The following is a 22,505-nucleotide window of genomic DNA, read 5'->3' on the forward strand; positions in this document are numbered from 1 at the left end:
GCTCTGTCCGGCAACGGGCGCACCCGCCCCGGCCGGCGGCGCTTCGCCGGCGAGAGCGGCCGTGTCGGGTTGCTCCCCGTCCTTCGCCGGGATCGCCGCGGGCCGCTGCGTGTCCTTGGCCAGGGTGGTTTGGAATTGCTCGGTCTGGCCAGCCCCAGTGGTCGCTCCGGGCCGCCTGGTTTGGTTGGCTTCGCTGATTACTCCGAGCTGCTCAGCGGTCTCGGCTACGGTCGTCGTCCCGGACTCCGTGCTCTCGGCTACGGCGGCCGTCCCGGGCTGCTCAGTGCCGGCGGCTGCGCTGGCTGCTCCGGGCTGCTCGGTGCTCTCGGCTACGGCCGCCGTCCCGAACTGCTCCGTGCCCTCGGCTATGGTGGCCGCTTCGGGCTGCTTCGTGCTCCCGGCTACGGGGGCAGCCCCGGGCTGTTCGGTGTTGTCGGCTGTGGTGGCCGCTCGGAGCTGTTCCGTGTTTTCGGCCGCGGTTGCCGCACCCAGCTGCTCCCTGTCTTCGGCCGCGGTAGCTGCTCCGGCCTCTCTCGCCGTACCGGGCTCCTTTGCCCGGCCGGCGGGAGCACCTCGCTCAACCGCGAACGGATTGCCACCCAGCGACACGAACCTTTCCAGGTGAATGCGCTTCCTGGGCACGCCGAGATCCGTCAACGCCTGTTTGGCCGCGGCCATGAACGGCGCCGGGCCACACAGGAACGCTTCGAACTCGGCGAACGGCCTCGCCAGAGCGCGCAGCTGCTCGACGTTCGGCAAGCCCTGCACCGACTCGAGCCAGTGCAGCACCACGAACCGGTCCGGAAACTCCCGTGCCAGTGCGGCGAGCTCCCCGGCGAAGATCACCGACTGCTCGTCACGATTGGCGTAGACCAGGGTGACGCGGCCCGTGCCCTGCCGCAACGCCGTCTTCAGGATCGACATCACCGGCGTGATCCCGCTGCCACCGGCGAACAGCAGCAGGTTCTCGTCGAAATCCTTCGGCGTGAACACACCCGCAGGGGCGAGCACGTCGACAGCCGCGCCAGGCCGCACGTTGGCGCAGATCCAGTTGGAGCCGTAGCCGCCCTCGGTGCGCTTCACCGTGACCTTGAGCCGCGTCCCCTCGTGCGGCGCGCTCGACAGCGAGTAGCACCGCGCCGCCTCGCCCACGCGCAACGTGAGGAACTGGCCGGGCCGATACCGGAAAGCCTCAGCTTGTTCAGGCGTCAGCTCGAAGACCACCGACCGCGCGTCCGGGGTTTCGACGATCACCTCGGCCACAGTGAGCGTGTGGACCTCAGGCATCCAGAACCCCGAATTCCCCCTGGCGCACCGATTCCGCGACGCTCACGGTGAGCTTCTCGCACGTGTCCAGCAGAGCCGTGCTCTCGCCCGCCGCCACGTGCTCGGCGAACACGGGGCAACTTCCGGCCGCGTCGGTCGTCCACTGGATGCTCGTGTGCTTCCAGCTGTTCTTCTTCACCAGCACGCAGGTGCCGCAGTGTGAGCAGGTGTGCGGCCGCAGTCCGGCGGTGAGGAACTCGGTGCGCTCGGCGGTGGTCACGTCAGACTCCCGCCTGCTGCCGGGCCAGGTTCTCGGCGACCTCCCGTGCCCAGACCTCGTTCGCTTTCGTCGTGTCCACTTCGAACTCGAAGCGGCGCGTCATGTCCTCGGTGACCTCCTCGATGTCCACATAGAACTGTTCGTACCAGCGGCGCAACTGGTACACGGGCCCGTCCTCCTCGCAGAGCAACGGGTTGTCGATCCGTGTCTTATTCTTCCATATCTCGACGTCCTGCAGGAAGCCCACGCCTATGCTCTTGGCGAACTTCCCGGCGATTTTGTCCGCCTGTTCGTCTGAAACGCCGGGCAGCTTCTTCACGCTGACACCCCATTGGAGGACAAAGGAGTTCGGCGTCACCGGATAGTGGCAATTGATGAGCACGTTCTCGATCTCGAACCCCTTGAACGTGTTGACCAGTTTGTTGATCATGTAGGACGGTCCGAAGTACGAGGCCTCCGAGCGGAGCAGGTTCTCCTCCCCGCCGTAGTTGGACGCCATGCCGACGTCCGGGCGCCCCTTGGTGTTCAGGTACTGCGTCGCGATGTGGCCTTCGAAGACGTTCTTGAAGTAGGTCGGGAAGGCGTAGTGGATGTAGAAGAAGTGCGCCATGTCGACCATGTTGTCCACGATCTCGCGGCAGTTGGAGCCTTCGATGAGCACGGAGTCCCACGTCCAGTTGCTCCACTCGCCACTGAAGATCCCGTCGATCCGGGGGATGACGACGTTCTCCGGCGGCGGGTTGCCCTGTGGGTCGTGCCAGACGAACAGCTGCTTGTTCTCCTCGAGTGTGAGCCAGGAACGCGTGCGAGCGCGCAGCGGAACCCTTTTGGCGTAAGGGATGGAGACGCACTTGCCGTTGCCGGCCCAGCGCCAGTCGTGGAACGGGCAGGCGATCTCGTTGCCCTTGACGGTGCCTTGCGTGAGATCACCCCCCATGTGGCGGCAGTACCCGTCCAGGACGTTGAGCTTGCCGTCCTCGCTCTGGAACACGACTAGCTTGGTGCCGAAGGCGGAGATGGCGTGCGGCTTCCCGTCCTTGAACGAGTCGGCGAGGCCCAGGCAGTGCCAGCCCCGGGCGAAGCGCTCCGGCGGAGCCCCGGCGTCGATGGTGCGGACTTCAGTCATCGTCGACCTCCAGTGCGATTCTGGGCGGCCAGGTGCGCGGCCGCAAGGTAGCCGAAGACCATCGCGGGCCCGATCGTCGCGCCGGGGCCCGCGTACGTGTGGCCCATGACCGCCGCGCTGGTGTTGCCCGCCGCGTACAGCCCCTCGATCACGGACCCGTCTTCCCGCAGCACGCGGGCGTGGGGGTCGATGCGGAGCCCGCCCTTGGTGCCCAGGTCACCGGGCACGATCCTGACCGCGTAGAACGGCGGCTTGTCCAGCGGGCCGAGGCTGGGGTTGGGCTTGTTGCGGGGATCTCCGTAGTAGTGGTCGTAGGCGCTGTTCCCGCGCCCGAAGTCCTCGTCGATGCCGGTGCGGGCGAAACCGTTGAACCGTGCGACGGTGTGTTCGAGTGCATCCGTCGGCACCCCGATGCGTTCCGCGAGCGCGTGGAGTGTTCTCGCCTTCGCGGCGACACCGGCCTTGAACCACCGGCCGGGCAGCGGTTGCCGCGGGCCGAGCCCGGTGAACATGTAGCGGTTGCGGTAGCGCTGGTCGAACACGAGCCAGGTCGGGATGTGCTCACCAGGACCGTCGCCCGGGCCGTACATGGCGTGCACCGCCTCGACGTACGGCGCCGACTCGTTGACGAACCGTTCCCCGCGGGCGTCGACCATCAGGCAGCCGGGCCGGGACCGCTCGGCAAGGGCGAACCACGGCCCGCCGGTGAGCGGGATCGTCGGTCCCCACCACGCGTCGTCCATCAGGTCCACGGCGGCACCGAGCTTCAGCCCGGCCACGATGGCGTCCCCGGTGTTGGCGCGTGCGCCGACGGTCCATTCGGTGCCGATCGGCTGGCGCTGGTACTTGGTGCGCATTTCCTCGTTGCGCTCGAACCCGCCGGCCGCGAGGACGACGCCCAGCCTGGCGTGGAGGACTTCGCCGCCCGTCGTCACCACTCCCGTGACCCGGCCGTCCTCGGTAACCAGGTCGACAAGCGGGGAATTGAGGCGGACCGGGACTCCGGCGTCGCGCAACCCGGTGCGCAATCCCGCCGCAAGCGCTTGCCCCATGCTGAGCAGGCGGCGCCCGGTCAAGCGGCCGGTCAGCCAGCGGCCGGCGAGGGTGAGCAGCCGGAGCGCGCCACGGGGGTGCCGCGCGAGGAGGCTCAGCCACCGGTAGTCGGCCTGGGTGATCGGGACCCCGAGGGGCGCCGCGCTGTACGGGGGTTCGAGGGCGGCGAGGTCGTCGCCGAGGAGGCGGCCGTCGAAGGGCACGGGCTCGACGGACCGGCCCGCAGCGCGCCCGCCCGGTGCTTCCGGGTGGTAGTCGGAGTAGTGGGGCACCCACTGGAACCGCAGGGGTGTCCGCCGCTGCACGAACGCGACCACCTCCGGCCCCCGGTCCAGGAAGGTTTCGCGTAGCTCCGCGGGGACGACGTCCCCGACGATGGCTTCGAGGTAGGTCCGCGCCTGGTCAGGGGTGTCGGGCTCGTCGAGTCCGTGCCGGTGCTGCTGGAGGCGTGCGCGGGGGAGCCGGCTGGAACCGCCGTCGTTCGCCTGTGTGTCCTCGCCCGCAGCCTGTCCGGCAGCGCACAGCACCTCGTTGTTCGGAATCCACACCCCACCGCCGGACCGCGCGGTGGAGCCGCCGAACTTGCCTGCCTTCTCCAGCACCACGACCTGGAGTCCCTGGTGAGCGGCGGCGAGTGCGGCGGTCATGCCGGCTGCCCCGCTGCCGACCACGACGACGTCGTACTCCGCGTGGTCGCCGTTGCCGTGCTCGACGGCCATGTCACCTCCGAAGTGAAACGCGTTCCAGTCGAGAACCCGCCTGTTCGCCGCTCCCGTCGTCACGATAGACGAGAACGTGTTTCAGTTCTAGGGTGGCGGGGTGAGTGCTTCTGTGGACGTGATCGTGATCGGCTTCGGTGCGGCCGGGGCGTGCGCGGCGATCGAGGCTGCCGACAGCGGGGCCTCGGTGCTGGTCCTGGACCGTTTCGCGGGAGGCGGTGCCACGGCGTTGAGCGGTGGTGTCGTCTACGCCGGCGGCGGCACCGAGCATCAGCGGGCAGCGGGCGTGGACGACTCCGTCGACGCCATGTACGACTACCTCCGGCTCGAGGTCGGTGACGCCGTTTCCGACGAAACGCTCCGGCGGTTCTGTCAGGGGAGCGCCGACATGATCGCCTGGCTGGAGAGCAACGGCGTGCCCTTCGAGGGCAGCCTGTGCCCGTACAAGACCTCGTACCCGAACGACGACTACTACCTGTACTACTCGGGAAGTGAGACAGCCGGCGGCTTCCGCGAGGCCGCCAAGCCCGCTGCCCGTGGCCACCGGGTCAAGGGGCGTGGCACCTCGGGAAAACTCCTGTTCGCACGCCTCGCCGCAGCCGCACGCCGACGCGGTGTGCGTGTGCTGGACGGGACGACGGCGACCGAACTGCTCACGGACGCGGCCGGGGCGGTGTCGGGCGTGCGCGTGCGGACCCTGCGCAACGCGCCGTACTGGATACGCCGGGCGCACCGTGCACTGGGGCGTTACTCCGCCAAGCCGGGGATCTACATCCCGGCCTTGCGCAAGGTGTTGCATCGGCGAGTCGAGCGCCTCGAACGCCGCTATGCCCGCGAGGAAACCCTTTACGCCGCCCGTGGAGTCGTGCTCGCCGCGGGTGGCTTCATTGCCAATCGGGCCCTGGTGCGGGAGCACGCGCCGGCCTATCGCGGCGGTTTGGCCTTGGGCACGTCCGCGGATGACGGGACCGCGATCCGTCTCGGTGCGGGCGTGGGGGCCGAGACCGCGCTGCTTGACCGGGTGACGGCATGGCGGTTCGTCACGCCGCCCAGTGTGTTCGTACGTGGCGTCATCGTGGACGAGGCGGGGCGCCGGGTGATCGACGAATCCCGGTACGGCGCCGCTGTGGGTGAAGCGTTGATCTCGCGACACGGTGGGAAGGGCTGGCTGCTGGTCGACGACGAAATCGTCGCCGAGGCGAAGCGGGCGGCGCGGCGAGAAGCGCAGTGGTTCCAATGGCTCCAGGTGCTGTACATGCTCAGGTTGGGGCGCGTGACAGGCGCATCGTTGGCGGAGGTCGCGGAGCGCGCCGGGATCGATGTGGCGGGCCTTGAGGCCACGGTCGAGGCGTACAACGCGGCGGCTTCGTCAGGGGCCGCGGACCCGGCAGGCAAGCCTGCTGAGTACGTCCAGTCGTTGCGCACGCCTCCGTTCTCGTTGCTGGACATCTCCATCAAACCCAGCCTGGGTTTTCCGTGTCCGATGCTCACGCTCGGTGGGCTGGTAGTGGACGAGGGGACCGGCCAGGTGTGGAACGAGGCGGGGGCGCCCATCGCCGGTCTCTACGCCGCCGGACGGTCGGCGGTGGGAATCTGTTCCAGGTCTTATGTCAGCGGCCTTTCGTTGGCGGATTGCGTGTTCTCGGGACGGCGTGCGGGTGCCGCGGCGGGCGGCCGTGATGACAAAAACGAGAACGTGTTCTAGTCTTGGTCATGGAAGCGCAGGTCTGACGAGGACGGGGCAAACGCCGATGAGCGAGCAGGACACGCATCGAGTGATCGCCGGAGTCGCCGAGCTCCTGCCGGTCCTGCGCGAGCGGGCCCAGGAGACCGAGGACGCCCGCCGCGTTCCCGACGAGTCGATCAAGTCCCTGCAGGAGACGGGCTTCTTCAAACTCCTGCAGCCGAAGACGTACGGCGGTTACGAGGCCGACCCGGTGACCTTCTACACGGCGGTCAAGATGATCGCGAGCGCCTGCGGCTCGACGGGGTGGGTCGCGTCGATCCTCGGTGTGCACCCGTGGCACGTCGCCCTGTTCGACGCGCAGGCGCAGGAAGACGTGTGGCGCGAGGACGTCGACACCCGCATCTCGTCCTCATACGCCCCCATGGGCAAGGCGACCGTCGTCGACGGTGGCTACCGGCTGTCGGGACGGTGGAGTTTCTCGTCCGGTTGCGACCACGCGACCTGGGTGCTGTTGGGTGCCCCCGCGTTCTCCGGCGGCAAGCCTGTCGATTTCTGTACGTATCTCCTTCCGATCTCGGACTACACGATCATCGATGTCTGGGACACCGTGGGACTGCGGGGAACCGGCAGCAACGACATCCTCGTCGAGGACGTGTTCGTGCCGCAGCACCGCGTGCTGAGTTTCCGGCTGACCTCGCAGTGCAAGACCCCGGGCCAGGAGGTCAATCCCGGTCCGCTGTACCGCCTGCCGTACGGGTCCGTCCACCCGTCGACCATCACCGCGCCCATCATCGGCATGGCGCAGGGCGCTTACGACGCCCACGTCGAGCACCAACGGCAACGCGTCCGGGCATCCTACGTGGGCGAGCAGTCCAAGGAGGACCCGTTCGCGAAGGTGCGCATTGCCGAAGCAGCCAGCGAGATCGACGCTGCCTGGCTCCAGCTGACCCGGAACATCGACGAGCTGTACCAGCACGCGTGTCGTGGCGAGAAGCTGCCCTTCGCCACCCGCCTGCGGGTACGGCGCGACCAGGTTCGTGGCACCGAGCGCGCCATCGCGGCCGTCGACCGGCTTTTCGAGAACTCCGGCGGGCGCGCGCTGAAGATGGGCACCCCGATTCAGCGCTTCTGGCGTGACGCCCACGCCGGCCGCGTGCACGCCGCGAACGATCCGGAACGCGCTTACACGATGTTCGGCACCGGTGAGTTCGGCCTCCCCGTCGAGAACGCGATGGTGTGATCATGAGCGAGGGTAAGTACGCCGAAGTCCGCGACGGCCTGCGCCTGCACTACCACGAAGCCGGCGCGGAACACGCCGAAACGGTGGTGCTGCTCCACGGCGGAGGCCCGGGCGCTTCCGCCTGGAGCAACTTCGGCCGCAACATCCCGGTGTTCGCCAAGGCCTACCGCACGATCGCCGTGGACCAACCCGGATTCGGCCGGTCCGACAAGCCGACCGAGCACCCTCAGTACTTCACGCACAGCGCCGAAGCCGTGATCGGACTGCTGGATCGCCTCGGCATCCAGAAGGCCCACCTCGTCGGGAACTCGCTCGGTGGCGGTACCGCGGTCCGCCTCGCCCTCGATCACCCGGACCGGGCCGGCAGGCTCGTCCTGATGGGGCCTGGCGGGCTGAGCGTCAACGTCTTCGCGCCCGACCCGACCGAGGGGGTCAAGAACCTCGGCCGGTTCGCCGCGCCGCCGGGCCCGAGCAAGGAGAAGCTCGAAGCCTTCCTGCGCGTGATGGTCCACGATCAATCACTGATCACCGAAGAGCTCATCGACGAACGGTTCACCGCCGCCAGCACACCGGAGTCACTGGCCGCCATGCGCGCCATGGGTGCGTCCTTCGTTCGCCCCGACAGCTACGAGCAGGGCATGCTCTGGCGCGACGCACATCGCCTCCGCCAGCGGGTGCTGCTCATCTGGGGCCGCGAAGACCGGGTGAACCCGCTCGACGGTGCCCTGGTCGCCCTGAAGATGATCCCGCGTGCGCAGTTGCACGTGTTCGGTCAGTGCGGCCACTGGGCGCAGCTGGAGAAGTTCGACGAGTTCAACCGGCTCACCCTCGACTTTCTCGGGAGCGCGTAATGGGTATCAGGTCGTTGGGGTACCTCCGGATCGAAGCCACGGACATGGACAAGTGGCGGGAGTACGGGCTCAAGGTGCTCGGCATGGTCGAAGGGAAAGGGACGAACCCCGAGGCGTTGTACCTCCGCATGGACGACTTCCCCGCCCGCCTGGTGATCGTGCCGGGCGAGACAGACCGCCTGGCACAGGCTGGATGGGAGGTCGCCAACGCTCCCGAGCTCGACGAGGTCCGTGCCGCCCTCGAGTCGCACGGCGTGCCCTACAAGGAAGGCAGCGCGGAGCAGCTGGCCGACCGGAGGGTCACCGAACTGATCACCTTCGACGACCCCTCAGGCAACACCCTGGAGGTGTTCCACGGCGTCGCGCTCGAACACCGGCGTGTCGTGAGCCCGTACGGCCACCGGTTCGTCACAGAAGAACAGGGCCTGGGCCACGTCGTCCTGTCCACTCACGACGATGACGCCTCGCTGCGGTTCTACCGTGATGTGCTCGGCTTCCGGCTGCGCGACTCCATGCGGCTGCCACCGCAGATGGTCGGCCGTCCCGCCGACGGACCGCCCGCCTGGCTGCGGTTCTTCGGCTGCAACCCTCGGCACCACAGTCTGGCGTTCCTCCCGATGCCGACGCCGAGTGGCATCGTGCATCTGATGGTCGAGGTGGAGAACACCGACGACGTGGGGCTGTGCCTGGATCGCGCGAAGCGCCGCAACGTACCGATGTCGGCAACTCTCGGTCGGCACGTCAATGATCTGATGCTGTCGTTCTACATGAAGACTCCCGGTGGTTTCGATGTGGAATTCGGTTGTGAGGGACGACAGGTCGACGACTCCCGCTGGGTCGCCCGCGAGAGCACCGCGGTGAGCCTGTGGGGCCACGACTTCAGCGTGGGCATGAGGTGACCGTCGAGACAGTCGGCCCTGCCCGGTTCCGCACCGTGCTGGGGCACTTCTGCACGGGCGTCACCGTGATCACCACCCACGACGGAACCGCTCCCGCCGGCTTCGCCTGCCAGTCGTTCTCTGCGTTATCGCTCGAACCACCCCTGGTGCTTTTCTGCCCTGCCAAGCAGTCACGTACCTGGCCCGCCATACGACGAGCCGGGTGGTTCGCCGTGAACGTCCTCGCCGAGGAGCAGAGCGAGGTGAGCGCGGCGTTCGGTGCGCGCGGAGCCGACAAGTTCTCGTCCGTCGAGTGGACGCCTGCCCCGTCGGGATCGCCAGTTCTGGCCGGAGCGCTGACCTGGATCGACTGCAGAGTGGAAGTAGTGCACGAGGCGGGGGACCACTACGTTGTGGTCGGTGCGGTCACCGCGACCGGCGAGCCTTCCGGTGGGCGCCCGTTGCTCTTCTACCGTGGCCGGTACACCACCGCGGAACCGGAGCGAGCAGATCTCGGCGGACTGCTCGCGTGGGCCGGCCCCGACGACTGGCTGTGACCAACTCTAGCCGAAGAAACCGCACTGGGAAATCCCACTTTAGGTAGATGTGCGGGAACGTGTGTTCGATTAAACTGGCGCCTGCCTGGGGGAGGCCGCAGCTGCCGTGACAGCCTGGATCCTCTGGTGCAGAACAGTTTCCGCGCAAATGTCTGGAGGATCTCGTGGTGATGGACTATGACCTGCTCGCGATGTGGCCGCGATCTGCCGGGCGGCGACCGGTCAACCGTGTCCGGCGTGGCCGGCTGCACGGAGCAGCTGCCGGCGGAACCCCTGTCGAACGATCTGGATCAGGCTGAGGTCTGCTGGCCGGGTGTGTTCTCGTAGCACCTCGTGCACAAGGTGAGGCTGTGTAACGCTTCCCGGTTGCGTGCGCGGGGAAGGGTCTTCGGCCTGGCCGAGTGCGGTGCCGCGTGTGTACCCGTCGCTCCCGTTGCCGGCCGGGTTCGTTGTCCGGTCTGCTGGCCCTGGCAGGAATGAACAAGCTGGCGTCGCCTGACTCCCGCCTCAACCGGCGGTGGCGGGTGTTCGAGGAAGTAATCGTGAAAGGTGGTGGTGTGGTTGACCGAAGAGCTGGGCCGTGCCGTGTGCCCGCTTGAAAAAGCGGTGGGCGTCATGTTCCCAGGTGATGGCGATGCCGCCGTGGAGCTGGATCATCTCCGCGGCGACGGTTGAGAGTGACTCGGAGCAGTGTGCTTTCGCGACCGCGGCCAGACGTGAGACGTCGGCGTCCGGTTCGGACACCGCGAAGGCCGCTGAACGGGCGGTCTCGACCAACACGTGAAGATCGGCCATGCGGTGCTTCAGCGCCTGGAAACTTCCGATGGGCCGGCCGAACTGTTCACGCTGCTTGCTGTAGGCAACGGTGAGCTCCAACGCTCGAGCGGCGCTGCCCGCTTGCTCGGCGGCGAGAACAGCGCAGGCGACGTCCCGGACCCGGTGGAGGCCGGTGCTGAAGTCACCGTGACCGATCCTCACGGCGGGCGTGTTGCCGAAGTGGATCTCGGTGAGCCGGCGGGTCTCGTCCATCGGTGTCGAGGGGATGCGGCGAACCTGCCGGAGGTCCGCTTCGAAGAGACCCAGCCCGTCGGGAGCCTCAGCGATCACGAGGAGAATGTCCGCCAGATCTCCGTCGAGGACGTAACAGGCGCGCCCGTCGACGACGGATCCCGAGGCGGTGCAGGCGGCCTTGCTGGGGTTCCATTCGCCATCACCCGACGTCCAGGCCAGTGCTGCTGTCGAGCCTTCGGCGAGGCTCGACAGCAGCCAGGCTGCCACCTCGCCATCGCCTGCTTCGAGGAGGGCGGAGGTGGCGAGCACGGCCGAACCGAGGAACGGGGACGGAACGAGCCTTCGTCCCAGTTCCTCGGCCACGATCTGCAGCTCGCGCAGGCCGGCGCCGAGACCGCCGTACTCTTCCGGGATCAGCAAGCCGGCGACGCCCACCTGGTCACGCAAGGGCGGCCACGGATCCGGGTGCCGTTCGACCGCAGCTCGTACGGTTCGTTGCAGGCTGACCTGCTCGTCGGTGAGGGTCACGGGAGTGCCTTCAACAGGCGAGTGCGGTGGAACTGGGAGGTGCCCCAGGCGCTGGCGAGTGCTCGAACTTTCGTCAGGCGCAGGCTCAAGGGATGCTCGGCGGTGTAGCCAATCGCGCCATGGACTTGGAGTCCGGTGCGTGCGGCCAGAAGTGCGGCCTCTCCCGCAGCGACCTTCGCTGCGGAAACATCGCGTTGTCTGTCTGGCGTGGCAGCGGTGACAGCGGCGCCGTACACGAGGGGACGAGTCAGCTCCAACTGCGTCACCACATCAGCGAGGAGGTGTTTGATGGCTTGATAACGGCCGATTTCACGGCCGTACTGTTGCCGCTGCAGGGCATAGGTAACGCTGCTGTCCAGCAGCCACTGACCTGCTCCGAGCAATTGCGCCGCGGTGGCCAGCGAGCCGAAGTCGAAGGCACGTTCGGCGTCGTCAGCGGTCCCGATCCGGTCGCCCGGTTCGGCGCAGAACAGGCGACGGGTGGGATCAACCGATGAAAGCGGGGTTGTCGGTGCGAACACGTGCACGGTGTTGGCCTGTACGAAGACGCGAAGGTTCGCTACGTCGGCGTCGAGGGCGTAGGGGACTTCAGGAGGTGCGGCTACGGAAGCGAGCGTTTTACCGGCGGCGATGCCTTCGAGAACTTCGTCGTCGAGGAGGGCGGGCAGGACGGCGATCGTGTCGACCCACGGTCCCGGGACTGCGTGGTAACCGAGTCGCTCGAACGCGATCACCAGGTCGACGGCCGTGGCGTCGAGACCCCCGTAGCGCTCGGGGACGGACAGGGCGGTGACGCCCAGCTCAGTCAGCCTTTGCCAGATCTTGAGGCCGGGGCCGTGTTCACCAGTGGCCCAGGCCCGAGCGGCAGCCGAGGTGTCCATACCCGTCAGGAGGTGATCCATACTCGCTGCGAACTGTCGCTGTTCGGGGGACAGGACGAACTTCATCGGTCACCTCTGGGCAGGCCGAGCAGGCGTTCGGCGATGGTGTTGCGCTGGATCTGGTCGGTCCCGCCGTAAATCGTGCCCGCGAGCGAGAACAGCCAGCCGTCAGGCCAACGACCGTCGAGAGGTTCTTCCCGGATGGCGGCGGGACCGGATTCGCTGGCGACATGACTGGCCGAGAACGCAGGTTCCGTCAAGGAAGGAGGTACGAACCTGGCACGCACTTCAGCGGCGGTGCCGAGCACATCGAGTGCCGTCTCGTGCAGGTTCACGTCGAGATGGGACCAGAACAGCTTGTTCACGCTCGACTCCGGGCCGAGCTCGCCACCTTCGGCGAGCCGCGTCACGGTGGCGAACGTGTAGAGCTGGTAGGCGCGAGCACCGATCCAGGCGTCCGCCACACGGTCGGCGGTGGCCTCTGGTTCGCCGTGCCGACGCCACAACCTCACCAGCCGATCGGCCGCCGCGAGAAACCGGCCGGGGCTCCGCAGTGACAGGCCGCGCTCGTTGTTCGCCGTCGTCATCGCGACTCGCCAGCCTTGGCCCGGGGCGCCGATCACGTCGCGGTCGGGGACGAACACCTCGTCGAGGAAGATCTCGGCGAACCCCGGTTCGCCGTCGAGCTGGGCGATGGGGCGGACTTCGACGCCGTCAGTGCGGAGGTCGAACATGAAGTACGTGAGACCTCGATGCCTTTCGCTGCCGGGCTCGCTGCGGAAGAGACCGAAAGCCCGGTCGGCGAAGGCCGCTCGTGAACTCCAGGTTTTCTGCCCTGACAGCAGCCAGCCGCCGTCCGTCCTCACCGCGGTGCTGCGCAGGGCAGCGATGTCGCTGCCGGCTTCCGGTTCCGACCACGCCTGCGCCCAGATCTCCTCGCCGCGTGCCATGGGCGGGAGGATCCGGGCCTGCTGCTCAGGGGTTCCGTGCGAGAAGAGGGTGGGAGCGAGCATGAAGATGCCATTCTGGCTGACCCTGCTCGGGGCCCCGGCGGCGTAGTACTCCTCCTCGAACAGCACCCACTCCAGAAGGCTTGCCTCCCGCCCACCGAACTCACGGGGCCACGAGACAACAGACCACCGGGCTTCGGCGAGCTTGGCTTCCCACTGCCGGTGTTGCTCAAAACCCTCGCGGGTGTCGAAGGAGGCCAGTTGTTGTCGTGGCACGTTGTCCGCGAGCCAGGTGCGGGCTTCTTCCCGGAAGGCGAGGGTGCGCTCGTCGAGGTCGAGGTCCATGGTGGGTGTTCCTCACTCTCGTCGTCGGTCGGGGTGGGGAGCGGGAGGCATGACCGCAGTTACCCGCCTTGCCCTGCCCGGTTCGCGTCCCGCATCGATTGAGGTGTCTGGCCGCCGAGCGAATCGCCCCCGACTTCGGCGTTGTGCGCGTGTGCCAGGTGGTGCAGGCCGAATACCGAGTCCATACCGGGCCGGAGGCCCATCAGGTCCTCGGCCTGGTTCACCGCCTTCTTCGCCAGCGCGAGACCGAACGAAGGCATTACCGCGATCTTCTCGGCCAGGGTCATCGTGGCTGCCTCGAGTTCGGCTCGAGGGACTACGCGGTTCAGCATGCCCCACTCCAGTGCCTGCTGCGCCGAGAACCGTTCCCCGGTGAACAAGACCTCCTTCGCGGCACGCGGCCCGAGGACCCAGGGGTGCGCGAAGTACTCCACTCCCGGGATTCCCATGCGCACCACGGGATCGGCGAAAAACGCGTCGTCGGAGGCGACGATGAGATCGCAGACCCAGGCGAGCATGAGCGCTCCGGCGATGCACGCGCCCTGCACGCTCGCGATCATGGGCTTCGGTATCTCCCGCCAGCGGCGGCACATGCCCAGGTACACCTCGGACTCGCGGGCGAACCGCTGGTCCGCACCCGGCCTGCCGACGTGGTCCCACCACAGGACGGCCTTGCGATCGAACGACAAGTCGACATCTCGCTCCGGGGTGCCGATGTCGTGTCCCGCAGAGAAGTGTTTTCCCGCGCCGGCCAGCACGATGACCTTGACGTCGGCATCGTCGACGGCGCGGGCGAAAGCCGAGTCCAGTGCGTAGGTCATCGCGGAGTTCTGGGCGTTCCGGTACTCAGGCCGGTTCATGGTCACCACCGCGACCGGACCTCGCCGCTCGTAGTGCACAACTTCGCTCACGCCTGCTCCCTCAGCACTCGTTTCAGCACCTTGCCCGAGGCGTTCCGCGGCAGCTCGTCGCAGAACTCGACCTGGCGCGGCACCTTGTAGTTCGCTAGGTTTCTCCTGCAGTGGGTTAGAACGTCCTCATTGGACAGATCGGCGTCCCCCTGCCGCACCAGGTACGCCTTGCCGACTTCTCCCAACCGTGGATCGGTCACGCCGATGACCGCCGATTCTGCGACGCCCGGCAGGCGGGCCAGCACCTGCTCGACTTCGGCCGGGTAGACGTTGAACCCGCCGCAGATGTACATGTCCTTGATGCGGTCCGTGATCGTGAGGTAGCCGCGTTGGTCGACCTCGCCCACGTCTCCGGTGTGCAGCCACCCGTCGCCGTCGATCGCGGCCTCGGTCGCCGCGGGGTCGTCCAGATAACCGAGCATAACGTTGGGGCCGCGCAACAGAACCTCCCCGGTGTGGGGCTCCGTGCGGAGTTCGAAGCCCGCGGTCGCGCGACCGCAGGTCCGGGCGACGGTAACGGGATCGTCGTCCGGGCGGCACATCGTGGCGACGACCGCTTCGGTCAAACCGTAGGCGGTCAGCACGGTCTCGAACGTCAACTCGGACTGCATGCGTTCCACGAGTGCCACGGGCACTGTCGCGGCTCCGGTCACCGCCAGCCGGAGGCTGGACAGATCGTGCTCAGATCTGTCAGGGGCGTCAAGCAGCGTCTGGTAGATCGTCGGCGCCCCGGGGAGGACGGTGATCCGCTCGGCGGCGATGAGTCGGAGTGTGCGCTCGACGTCGAAGGTGCTTTCCGGGACGAGCGTGGCCCCGGTCGAAAGAGCCGCCAGAATGCCTGCTTTGTAGCCGAAGTTGTGGAAGAATGGGTTCACCACCAGGTAGCGATCCTCGGCCGTCAGTCCGCCGCACTCGGCCCATGCGTGTGCGACTGACAGGGCCTGGCGGTGGGCGTTCATGGCGCCCTTGCTCCGGCCTGTCGTGCCGGAGGTGAACAGGATGTCGCTGATGTCCTCGGGTTGCACCGCTTGTGCGAGCTCGTCGACACCTGTGGTGTTCCCGTCCCACTGCGCCGGCTGGGACAGGTCCAGCCGCACCACCGTGTCGGGTAGCTTCGCGCCTGCTTCTTCCAGCAGTGCCAAGCGGTCCACGCCGAGGAAGGACGACGCCACAACCAGGGCGCGCGCTTGCGTGCGCTCCAGGAGGTCCCGCATCTCCGGCCCGGTGAACCGGGTGTTGATCGGGACGAGTGTCGCGCCGAGGTGCAGCGTGCCGAGTGCCGCCACAACCCAGTGGTGGGTGTTCGGGGAGCAGACTGCGACTCGGTCGCCCGGGCGGATTCCTTCGCCGATGAGGAAACCCGCGAAACGGCGGACGTGCTCGTGGAGCTGTGCGTAAGTCAGGCGCACCTGGCCGTCGACGATTGCTTCGCGATCGCCGAACCGTTCCGCTGCCCGGACTACGGCGGCCGGGATGGTTTCCATGAGGCGCTCCCTAGCAAGTGCTTGGTAGGGTAGCCTACGCAGGAGGCCTCGTTTTGAACAGAGGCTCCGGACGGGTGACACTGCCCCAGCATTGAGATGGGCTCGATCGGGGCCAGCCCTCGAGCGAGGAATGCCTCTATACGGAAATGAGCCGACGGCGGACAGGGCACGGGGACGGAGGAGTCGCGATGGCCGAGTTTCGGGAACGCCTCCGGGCCTGGCTGGAGGAGAACCTCGCCGGACCCTTCGCGCACGTTCGCGGCCTCGGCGGCCCTGGCCGCGAGCACGAAGCGTTCAACGAGCGGGTCGAGTGGGAACGCCACTTGGCCAAGGCAGGGTGGAACTGCGTGGGCTGGCCCGTGGAACACGGCGGAGCCGGAGCAAGCCTGGCGGAGCAGGTCGTGTTCCACGAGGAATACGCGCGTGCGAACGCACCCGCACGTGTCAGCCATCTCGGGCAGGAACTGCTGGGCCCGACGTTGATCGCGTTCGGTACACCCGAGCAGCAACGCCGGTTCCTGCCCGCCATCCGGAATGTCGAGGAACTGTGGTGCCAGGGCTATTCCGAACCCGGCGCGGGGTCGGACTTGGCCGCGGTTTCGACGTCGGCGCGCCTCGACGGTGACGAGTGGGTGGTGCAGGGGCAGAAGATCTGGACCTCCCTCGCCCACGTCGCCGACTGGTGCTTCGTCCTCGCACGCACCGAGCCGGGATCGAAACGGCACCACGGTCTTTCCTACTTGCTCGTGCCCATGCGGCAGCCCGGCGTCGAGGTCCGGCCGATCCGCCAGCTCACGGGCACGAGCGAGTTCAACGAGGTGTTCTTCGACGGTGCCCGCACGGCGAAGGACCTCGTGGTCGGCGCCCCTGGCGACGGCTGGCGGGTCGCCATGGGCACGCTCGCGTTCGAACGTGGCGTCGCCACGCTCGGCCAGCAGGTCGGGTTCCGGCGTGAGCTCACAGCGCTCACCGACCTCGCGCGGAGCAACGGTGCGCTGGACGACCCGGTGATCGCCGAGCGGCTCGCGCGCGCCTGGATGGGGCTGGAGGTCATGCGGGCACACGCCGTCCGCACGCTCGGTTCGGCGGAGCCCGGCGTGGCGGAAGTGTCCAAACTGGTCTGGGCGAACTGGCACCGCGGTCTCGGCGAGCTGGCGATGATGGTGCGCGGTGCGGCGTCGATGGTCGAGGAGGACGCCTGGCAACGACTGTACCTGTTCAGCAGGGCCGACACCATCTACGGCGGCTCCAACGAGATCCAGCGGAACATCATCGCCGAGCGCGTGCTCGGCCTGCCCAGGGAGGCCCGTCCGTGATCCCCGTCCCCGATTACCCGAAGGGCGCGAACCTGTTGCGGGACAAGGTGGTCGTCGTGACCGCGGCAGCGGGAACCGGGATCGGGTCCGCCGTCGCGAAGCGCAGCCTCGACGAGGGTGCCCACGTCGTGCTGAGCGACTGGCACGAGCGGCGTCTCCGGGAGAAGGCCGAAGAACTGGGCGACGTGCACGCGATCCCCTGCGACGTGACGGACGAGGACCAGGTGCAGGCCCTGATTGACGGTGCGCGCGCGGAATTCGGGCGGATCGACGTGCTGGTGAACAACGCAGGCCTCGGTGGCAGCAGATCCATTGTGGACATGAGCGACGACGAGTGGAACCGGGTGCTCGACGTGACGCTCAACGGGACCTTCCGGGCGATACGCGCTGCCGTGCGTGCGTTCATCGCGCAGGGCAGCGGTGGGGCGATCGTCAACAACGCGTCGGTGGTCGGCTGGCGCGCCCAAGCCGAGCAAGCGCACTACGCCGCTGCCAAGGCCGGGGTCATGGCACTCACCCGGTGTGCTGCCGTCGACGTGGCGCAGTACGGCATCCGGGTGAACGCGGTCGCGCCGAGCCTCGCCATGCACCCCTTCCTGGCCAAGGTCACCACCGAGGAGCTGCTCGCCGAGCTCACGGCTCGCGAGGTCTCGGGGAGGGCCGCGGAGCCGTGGGAGGTCGCGAATGTGATGGTATTCCTCGCCAGTGACTACGCGTCGTACCTGACCGGTGAGGTGATCTCTGTGAGCAGCCAGCATGCCTGACCAGAACTCCGGCCGCCGTGCCGAACTGCTGACCCTGGCCGCGCGCCTGTTCGCCGAGCGCGGCTACAAGGCGACCACTGTCCGCGACATCGCCGACGCCGCCGGCATCCTTTCGGGCAGTCTGTACCACCATTTCGACTCGAAGGAGTCAATGGCGGACGAGATCCTCGGCGGCTTCCTCGACGAGCTGTTCGGCCGTTACGAGGAGATCGTCGCCGCCGGGCTCGGGCCGCGCAAGACGCTGGAGGCCGTGGTCGTGGCCTCCTTCGAAGCCATCGACGCCCACCCGGACGAAGTGGCGATCTACCAGAGCGAAGCCAAGCAGCTCGCGAAGCTTCCCCGGTTCTCCTACCTCGACCGGCGTAACACGCAGTTCCGCGAACTGTGGACGGGGCTGCTGACGGAGGGCGTCCGCGAGGGTGCCTTCCGGGCCGACCTGAACGTCGAACTGACCTACCGGTTCATCCGCGACACGGTGTGGGTCGCGGTGCACTGGTACGACCCGAAGGGGTCGCTGTCCGCTGAAGAAGTCGCCCAGCAGTACCTGGCGATCGTCCTCGACGGGATCGCCGCCCGACGCCGGCCGGTGAAGAGGAGGCCCGATGGCTGAGGCCTATCTGCTCGACGTGGTCCGCACGCCCGTCGGCAGGCGGGGTGGCGCGTTGAGCACCGTGCATCCCGCGGATCTGGGAGCACACGTCATCAGTGCCGTCGTCGAGCGGGCGGGCGTGGACCCGGCACTCGTCGACGACGTGATCCTCGGCTGTACGGACACACTCGGTCCGCAGGCGGGCAACATCGCGCGCACGTCGTGGCTGGTGGCCGGTTATCCGGATCACGTGCCGGGCGTGACCGTCGACCGGCAGTGCGGTTCGAGTCAGCAGGCGGTGCATTTCGCCGCGCAGGCGGTCATGACCGGCACCATGGACCTCGTGCTCGCCGGGGGCGTGCAGAACATGAGCCGGATCCCGATCAGTGCCGCGATGCTCGCCGGGCGCGAGTACGGCTTCGACGACCCGTTCTCCGGTTCGAAGGGCTGGCAGGAGCGGTACGGCAGCGTCGAGGTTTCGCAGTTCCGCAGTGCGGAGATGATCGCCGAGCACTGGGGTTTTTCCCGTGAGGCGATGGAGGAGTACGCCTACCGCAGCCACCGGCGTGCGATCGCGGCGATGGACGAGGGGCGGTTCGATGCGGAAGTCGTGCCGCTGGACGGTTTCCGCCACGACGAGGGGCCGCGGCGGGATACGAGCCTCGAGCGGATGGCGGGCCTGAAGCCGCTCAGCGAGGGTTCTCGGCTCACGGCCGCGGTCGCCAGCCAGATCTCCGACGGCGCGAGTGCCGCGTTGCTCGCGTCGGAGGCGTTCGTGCGCGAGCACGGGCTGACCCCGCGAGCGCGGGTGCACCACCTGTCGGTGCGCGCGGCGGATCCGGTGTGGATGCTGACCGGTCCGATCCCCGCGACAGCACAGGCGTTGCGCAAGACGGGCCTGAGCGTGGACGACATCGACCTGTTCGAGGTGAACGAGGCGTTCGCGAGCGTCGTGCTGGCGTGGCTGGAGGAGACCGGGGCGGATCCGGACCGGGTCAACGTCAACGGCGGCGGGATCGCGCTCGGGCACCCGATCGGCGCCACGGGGACGAAACTGCTGGCGACGCTTCTGCACGAGCTGGAACGGCGAGGCGGCCGCTACGGCCTGCAGACCATGTGCGAGGGCGGCGGCACGGCCAACGTGACCATCATCGAACGGCTGTGAGCCCGCATCACCGCGGTACGACCGGCGCCCAGACATGCGGTGCCCGGTTTCGTCGGGCACGGCACCCATCAGCCTGATCGTCCGGTTTCGTGACCAGCGCGGCTGCCACTCCGACCGCGTCGAGGGGGCGGCGCCCGCAGCCACGACATCGCCGTGCTCGGCGCCGGCGACAGCGAACGCGCCAGTTCGCAGCGCAAGCGGTCGACAACCACGCTGAGGGGCGCGCCCACCACGGACCACGGGGTGGGGGATCGATCGGTGTCACTCGGCATGACCGATCCCCGTCTCCCTGACATCCTGTGTGACGGAATCTTCGCAGTCGGCACCGAGCACTGCCTGCTTGCCGCATCATCGAAGATCAGAACCACGGAAGGAGCGCGATGGACCTGCGGACCGACGCGGCGACGCTGAACGACGACCTGGTGCGGCTGAGGCGGGACCTGCACCGCATTCCCGAACTCGGCCTGCAGTTGCCCCGTACGCAGGAGAAGGTCCTCGAAGCGCTGGACGGGCTCCCGCTCGAGATCAGCACGGGCAAGGACCTCACGTCGGTCACCGCGGTCCTGCGTGGCCAGGGCGGCGACGGCGAGGTCGTCCTGCTGCGGGGCGACATGGACGCCCTGCCCGTCACCGAGCAGACCGGCGCGGAGTACACCTCGCAGCACGAGGGCCGGATGCACGCGTGCGGCCACGACCTGCACACCGCCGGGCTCGTCGGGGCTGCACGGCTGCTGTCGCAGCACCGCGACCGGCTCGCCGGGGACGTCGCGTTCATGTTCCAGCCCGGCGAGGAGGGCTGGAACGGGGCGGGCCACATGATCGAGGAGGGTGTGCTGGAGGCTGCGGGCCGCCCCGCTGACGCCGCCTTCGGTATCCACGTCATGTCCTCGGGCATCCCCAACGGCGTGTTCACCTGCCGGCCCGGACCGATGATGGCCGCCTCGGACGGGTTGTTCGTCCGGGTCGTCGGTGCCGGTGGCCACGGTTCGCGCCCCTATCGCGCGCTCGATCCCGTGCAGGTCGCCTGCGAGATGGTGACCGCACTGCAGACCATGGTCACGCGCCGGTTCGACGTGTTCGACCCGGTCGTCGTCACCGTGGGCACGTTCCACGCGGGGACACAGCGCAACATCATCCCCGACGACGCGAGGTTCGAGGCCACGATCCGCAGCTTCTCCAAGGAAGCGAGGAAGAAGATCGCGCAGTACGCGGTGCAGCTGTGCCAGGAGACAGCCGCCGCGCACGGCCTCGAAGCGGAGATCGACTACGTCGAGGAGTACCCGGTGACCGTGAACTCCGGGCAGGGCCACGAATTCGCGGCCGAAACGGTGCGCGAGGTCTTCGGTGAAGAACGCTTCCAGGCCATGCCCAATCCCGTCACCGGCTCGGAGGACTTCTCGCGCGTGCTCGACCGGGTGCCGGGCGCGTTCGTGTTTCTGGGGGCCACGTTCGCCGAAGATCCTGACAACGCCCCCTACAACCACTCTCCCCGCGCCGCGTTCGACGACGGCGTCGTGGCCGACGCCGCCACTCTGCTGGCGGAACTGGCGGCCCGGCGGCTCGCGCCCCGGTGAGCGGACAGCACGGAACGGAGGTAGCGCGCGTATGGGGCGGATTCTCTTTCAGGGAGGACGGGTTTTCGATGGCACGGGAAGCGACCGGGCCGCCGGTGACGTCGTGGTCGAGGACGGGCTGATCGTCGACGTCGGTACCGGTCTCGACGGGGACGAGGTGGTCGACTGCACGGGCATGACCGTGCTGCCCGGACTGTTCGACTGCCACGTGCACGTCGTCATGTCCGGTGTCGACCTGCTCCGCGCCGTGCAGCAGCCGTTCTCGTACCAGTTCTACGAGGCCGCGCGGAACCTCCGGCGGACGTTGCAGGCCGGGATCACGACGGTGCGCGATGCCGGCGGAGCCGATCTGGGGATTCAACGGGCGGTGGAGGACGGGTTGATCCCCGGACCGCGGATGCAGATCTCGGTGAACATCATCAGCCAGACCGGCGGCCACGGTGACGACTGGATGCCGTCGGGGCAGTGCGCGGGGCCGTGGATCCCGCATCCGGGGCGTCCGGCGTCGATCGCCGACGGGCCGGACGAGATGCGCCGTGTGGCGCGGACGTTGCTGCGAGCCGGTGCGGAGGTGCTGAAGGTCTGTACCACCGGTGGTGTGCTGTCGCCGGGCGACGATCCGCGGCACTCCCAGTTCACCCCGGAGGAACTGGACGTGCTCGTCACCGAGGCGAGCATGCAGGGCAAGTACGTGATGGCGCACGCGCAGGGTGCGGAGGGTGTCAAGAACGCGGTGCGTGCGGGCATCCGTTCGGTGGAGCACGGCATTTTCCTCGACGACGAGGCGATCGAGCTGATGCTGGAGCACCGGACGTGGCTGGTGCCGACGCTCGTCGCGCCGCTGGCGGTGCTCCGCTCGGTGCAGGCGGGTGCGGCGTTGCCCGAGGAGATGGTGCGCAAGGCCGAAGAGGTGGTGCAGGTGCACGCCGACTCGGTACGCCGTGCCGTCGAGGCCGGGGTGCGGATCGCGATGGGCACGGACGCCGGAGTCGGCCCGCACGGGGAAAACCTCGAAGAGCTGGCGCTGATGCGAGCATGCGGTATGACGCCCGCGCAGGTGCTCGCGGCGAGCACTTCGTCGTCGGCGGAGCTGCTCGGCTGGGGCGACCGGCTGGGCAGGCTGGCGCCTGGTTACCGTGCCGACCTGGTCCTCGTCGAAGGGGACGCCTACGAGTTCGAGCGCCTTCCGGGTGCGATCCGCGAAGTGTGGCGGGACGGCGTGCGTGTCGTGCCTATGACGCGGTAAGTGCGAAGGGTTTCCCGCGCGAACGACAAGGACCCCCGGGCGGCGTCGAGCTGGGGGAGAATGACGCCGCCCGGGGGCATGTTG

At 68.1% G+C, this 22,505-nt stretch carries 19 protein-coding genes and 1 pseudogene; 11 read left to right on the top strand and 9 right to left on the bottom strand.

The window, feature by feature from the left end; all coding sequences use genetic code 11:
• Positions 1-543: 543 nt before the first annotated feature.
• The 4 genes and pseudogenes from ABFX51_RS16370 to kstD form a co-directional block, all read right to left on the bottom strand.
• Positions 544-1,287: pseudogene (locus tag ABFX51_RS16370) on the bottom strand (FAD-binding oxidoreductase); the annotation flags it as partial.
• Positions 1,280-1,546, bottom strand: a complete 267-nt coding sequence (locus tag ABFX51_RS16375) for a hypothetical protein (RefSeq protein ID WP_091510067.1) — start codon at positions 1,544-1,546, stop codon at positions 1,280-1,282. The gene ABFX51_RS16375 and the pseudogene ABFX51_RS16370, both read right to left, overlap by 8 nt.
• 1 nt (position 1,547) lies before the next feature.
• A complete protein-coding gene (locus tag ABFX51_RS16380; protein WP_091510070.1) occupies positions 1,548-2,672 on the bottom strand; it encodes a 3-ketosteroid-9-alpha-monooxygenase, oxygenase component in 1,125 nt (374 codons plus the stop codon).
• Complete coding sequence (gene kstD, locus ABFX51_RS16385; protein ID WP_091510072.1) at positions 2,669-4,444, bottom strand: 3-oxosteroid 1-dehydrogenase; 1,776 nt, start codon at positions 4,442-4,444, stop codon at positions 2,669-2,671. Before kstD ends, ABFX51_RS16380 begins: the two co-directional genes overlap by 4 nt.
• Before the next feature lie 112 nt (positions 4,445-4,556).
• Between kstD and ABFX51_RS16390 the strand changes: the two genes are divergently transcribed.
• From ABFX51_RS16390 to hsaB, 5 genes are read left to right on the top strand one after another with little or no spacing between them, the layout of a single operon-like run.
• Positions 4,557-6,149: an FAD-binding protein gene (locus tag ABFX51_RS16390; protein WP_425425836.1), complete on the top strand. Its 1,593-nt coding sequence runs from the start codon at positions 4,557-4,559 to the stop codon at positions 6,147-6,149.
• 46 nt (positions 6,150-6,195) lie between these two features.
• On the top strand, positions 6,196-7,371 hold the full coding sequence (gene hsaA / locus ABFX51_RS16395) for a 3-hydroxy-9,10-secoandrosta-1,3,5(10)-triene-9,17-dione monooxygenase oxygenase subunit (RefSeq protein ID WP_091510077.1): 1,176 nt from the start codon (positions 6,196-6,198) through the stop codon (positions 7,369-7,371).
• A 2-nt stretch (positions 7,372-7,373) separates the two neighbouring features.
• Positions 7,374-8,222, top strand: coding sequence for a 4,5:9,10-diseco-3-hydroxy-5,9,17-trioxoandrosta-1(10),2-diene-4-oate hydrolase (gene hsaD, locus ABFX51_RS16400; RefSeq protein ID WP_091510350.1), 849 nt, complete (start codon positions 7,374-7,376; stop codon positions 8,220-8,222).
• A complete protein-coding gene (hsaC, locus tag ABFX51_RS16405; RefSeq protein ID WP_091510079.1) occupies positions 8,222-9,121 on the top strand; it encodes an iron-dependent extradiol dioxygenase HsaC in 900 nt (299 codons plus the stop codon). Before hsaD ends, hsaC begins: the two co-directional genes overlap by 1 nt.
• A complete protein-coding gene (hsaB, locus tag ABFX51_RS16410; protein ID WP_091510082.1) occupies positions 9,118-9,657 on the top strand; it encodes a 3-hydroxy-9,10-secoandrosta-1,3,5(10)-triene-9,17-dione monooxygenase reductase subunit in 540 nt (179 codons plus the stop codon). Before hsaC ends, hsaB begins: the two co-directional genes overlap by 4 nt.
• 507 nt (positions 9,658-10,164) lie before the next feature.
• Here hsaB and ABFX51_RS16415 read toward each other — a convergent pair.
• The 5 genes from ABFX51_RS16415 to ABFX51_RS16435 are packed head-to-tail and all read right to left on the bottom strand — an operon-like array spanning position 10,165 to position 15,767.
• Positions 10,165-11,196 (bottom strand): acyl-CoA dehydrogenase family protein, encoded by a 1,032-nt coding sequence (locus ABFX51_RS16415; protein WP_091510084.1) that lies wholly within the window; start codon positions 11,194-11,196, stop codon positions 10,165-10,167.
• Positions 11,193-12,143, bottom strand: a complete 951-nt coding sequence (locus ABFX51_RS16420; RefSeq protein WP_091510086.1) for an acyl-CoA dehydrogenase family protein — start codon at positions 12,141-12,143, stop codon at positions 11,193-11,195. Before ABFX51_RS16420 ends, ABFX51_RS16415 begins: the two co-directional genes overlap by 4 nt.
• On the bottom strand, positions 12,140-13,372 hold the full coding sequence (locus ABFX51_RS16425) for an acyl-CoA dehydrogenase family protein (RefSeq protein ID WP_091510088.1): 1,233 nt from the start codon (positions 13,370-13,372) through the stop codon (positions 12,140-12,142). Before ABFX51_RS16425 ends, ABFX51_RS16420 begins: the two co-directional genes overlap by 4 nt.
• A gap of 59 nt (positions 13,373-13,431) precedes the next feature.
• The gene (locus ABFX51_RS16430) at positions 13,432-14,283 is read right to left on the bottom strand and encodes an enoyl-CoA hydratase (RefSeq protein WP_091510090.1); all 852 of its coding nucleotides are present in this window, start codon (positions 14,281-14,283) and stop codon (positions 13,432-13,434) included.
• The gene (locus ABFX51_RS16435; protein WP_091510092.1) at positions 14,280-15,767 is read right to left on the bottom strand and encodes a FadD3 family acyl-CoA ligase; all 1,488 of its coding nucleotides are present in this window, start codon (positions 15,765-15,767) and stop codon (positions 14,280-14,282) included. The genes ABFX51_RS16430 and ABFX51_RS16435 overlap by 4 nt, the downstream gene beginning before the upstream one ends.
• A 188-nt stretch (positions 15,768-15,955) precedes the next feature.
• On the opposite strand from ABFX51_RS16435, the gene ABFX51_RS16440 reads away from it, so the two are divergent.
• The 6 genes from ABFX51_RS16440 (at position 15,956) to ABFX51_RS16465 (ending at position 22,421) form a co-directional block, all read left to right on the top strand.
• Positions 15,956-17,083, top strand: coding sequence for an acyl-CoA dehydrogenase family protein (locus tag ABFX51_RS16440; protein WP_218153511.1), 1,128 nt, complete (start codon positions 15,956-15,958; stop codon positions 17,081-17,083).
• Complete coding sequence (locus ABFX51_RS16445) at positions 17,080-17,847, top strand: SDR family oxidoreductase (RefSeq protein WP_091510097.1); 768 nt, start codon at positions 17,080-17,082, stop codon at positions 17,845-17,847. The genes ABFX51_RS16440 and ABFX51_RS16445 overlap by 4 nt, the downstream gene beginning before the upstream one ends.
• On the top strand, positions 17,840-18,457 hold the full coding sequence (locus ABFX51_RS16450) for a TetR/AcrR family transcriptional regulator (protein WP_091510100.1): 618 nt from the start codon (positions 17,840-17,842) through the stop codon (positions 18,455-18,457). The genes ABFX51_RS16445 and ABFX51_RS16450 overlap by 8 nt, the downstream gene beginning before the upstream one ends.
• Positions 18,450-19,601 carry an acetyl-CoA C-acetyltransferase gene (locus tag ABFX51_RS16455; protein ID WP_091510102.1) on the top strand — a complete coding sequence of 384 codons (1,152 nt, stop codon included), beginning with the start codon at positions 18,450-18,452 and terminating at the stop codon, positions 19,599-19,601. The genes ABFX51_RS16450 and ABFX51_RS16455 overlap by 8 nt, the downstream gene beginning before the upstream one ends.
• 380 nt (positions 19,602-19,981) lie before the next feature.
• Positions 19,982-21,175 (top strand): M20 metallopeptidase family protein, encoded by a 1,194-nt coding sequence (locus ABFX51_RS16460; protein WP_091510105.1) that lies wholly within the window; start codon positions 19,982-19,984, stop codon positions 21,173-21,175.
• Positions 21,176-21,206: 31 nt separating this feature from the next.
• Positions 21,207-22,421 carry a metal-dependent hydrolase family protein gene (locus ABFX51_RS16465; protein WP_091510108.1) on the top strand — a complete coding sequence of 405 codons (1,215 nt, stop codon included), beginning with the start codon at positions 21,207-21,209 and terminating at the stop codon, positions 22,419-22,421.
• Positions 22,422-22,505 lie beyond the last annotated feature (84 nt).

Source organism: Amycolatopsis dongchuanensis (assembly GCF_039542405.1).
GTDB lineage: Bacteria > Actinomycetota > Actinomycetes > Mycobacteriales > Pseudonocardiaceae > Amycolatopsis_E > Amycolatopsis_E sacchari.

Bases quoted from the DNA above. Each gene is read 5' to 3' on its own strand.
- ABFX51_RS16460 (WP_091510105.1), top strand. From the start codon at position 19,982: ATGGACCTGCGGACCGACGCGGCGACGCTGAACGACGACCTGGTGCGG.
- ABFX51_RS16425 (WP_091510088.1), bottom strand. From the start codon at position 13,372: ATGGACCTCGACCTCGACGAGCGCACCCTCGCCTTCCGGGAAGAAGCC.
- kstD (WP_091510072.1), bottom strand. From the start codon at position 4,444: ATGGCCGTCGAGCACGGCAACGGCGACCACGCGGAGTACGACGTCGTC.
- hsaC (WP_091510079.1), top strand. From the start codon at position 8,222: ATGGGTATCAGGTCGTTGGGGTACCTCCGGATCGAAGCCACGGACATG.
- ABFX51_RS16465 (WP_091510108.1), top strand. From the start codon at position 21,207: ATGGGGCGGATTCTCTTTCAGGGAGGACGGGTTTTCGATGGCACGGGA.
- ABFX51_RS16420 (WP_091510086.1), bottom strand. From the start codon at position 12,143: ATGAAGTTCGTCCTGTCCCCCGAACAGCGACAGTTCGCAGCGAGTATG.
- ABFX51_RS16380 (WP_091510070.1), bottom strand. From the start codon at position 2,672: ATGACTGAAGTCCGCACCATCGACGCCGGGGCTCCGCCGGAGCGCTTC.
- ABFX51_RS16455 (WP_091510102.1), top strand. From the start codon at position 18,450: ATGGCTGAGGCCTATCTGCTCGACGTGGTCCGCACGCCCGTCGGCAGG.
- hsaD (WP_091510350.1), top strand. From the start codon at position 7,374: ATGAGCGAGGGTAAGTACGCCGAAGTCCGCGACGGCCTGCGCCTGCAC.
- ABFX51_RS16440 (WP_218153511.1), top strand. From the start codon at position 15,956: ATGGCCGAGTTTCGGGAACGCCTCCGGGCCTGGCTGGAGGAGAACCTC.
- ABFX51_RS16450 (WP_091510100.1), top strand. From the start codon at position 17,840: ATGCCTGACCAGAACTCCGGCCGCCGTGCCGAACTGCTGACCCTGGCC.
- hsaA (WP_091510077.1), top strand. From the start codon at position 6,196: ATGAGCGAGCAGGACACGCATCGAGTGATCGCCGGAGTCGCCGAGCTC.
- ABFX51_RS16435 (WP_091510092.1), bottom strand. From the start codon at position 15,767: ATGGAAACCATCCCGGCCGCCGTAGTCCGGGCAGCGGAACGGTTCGGC.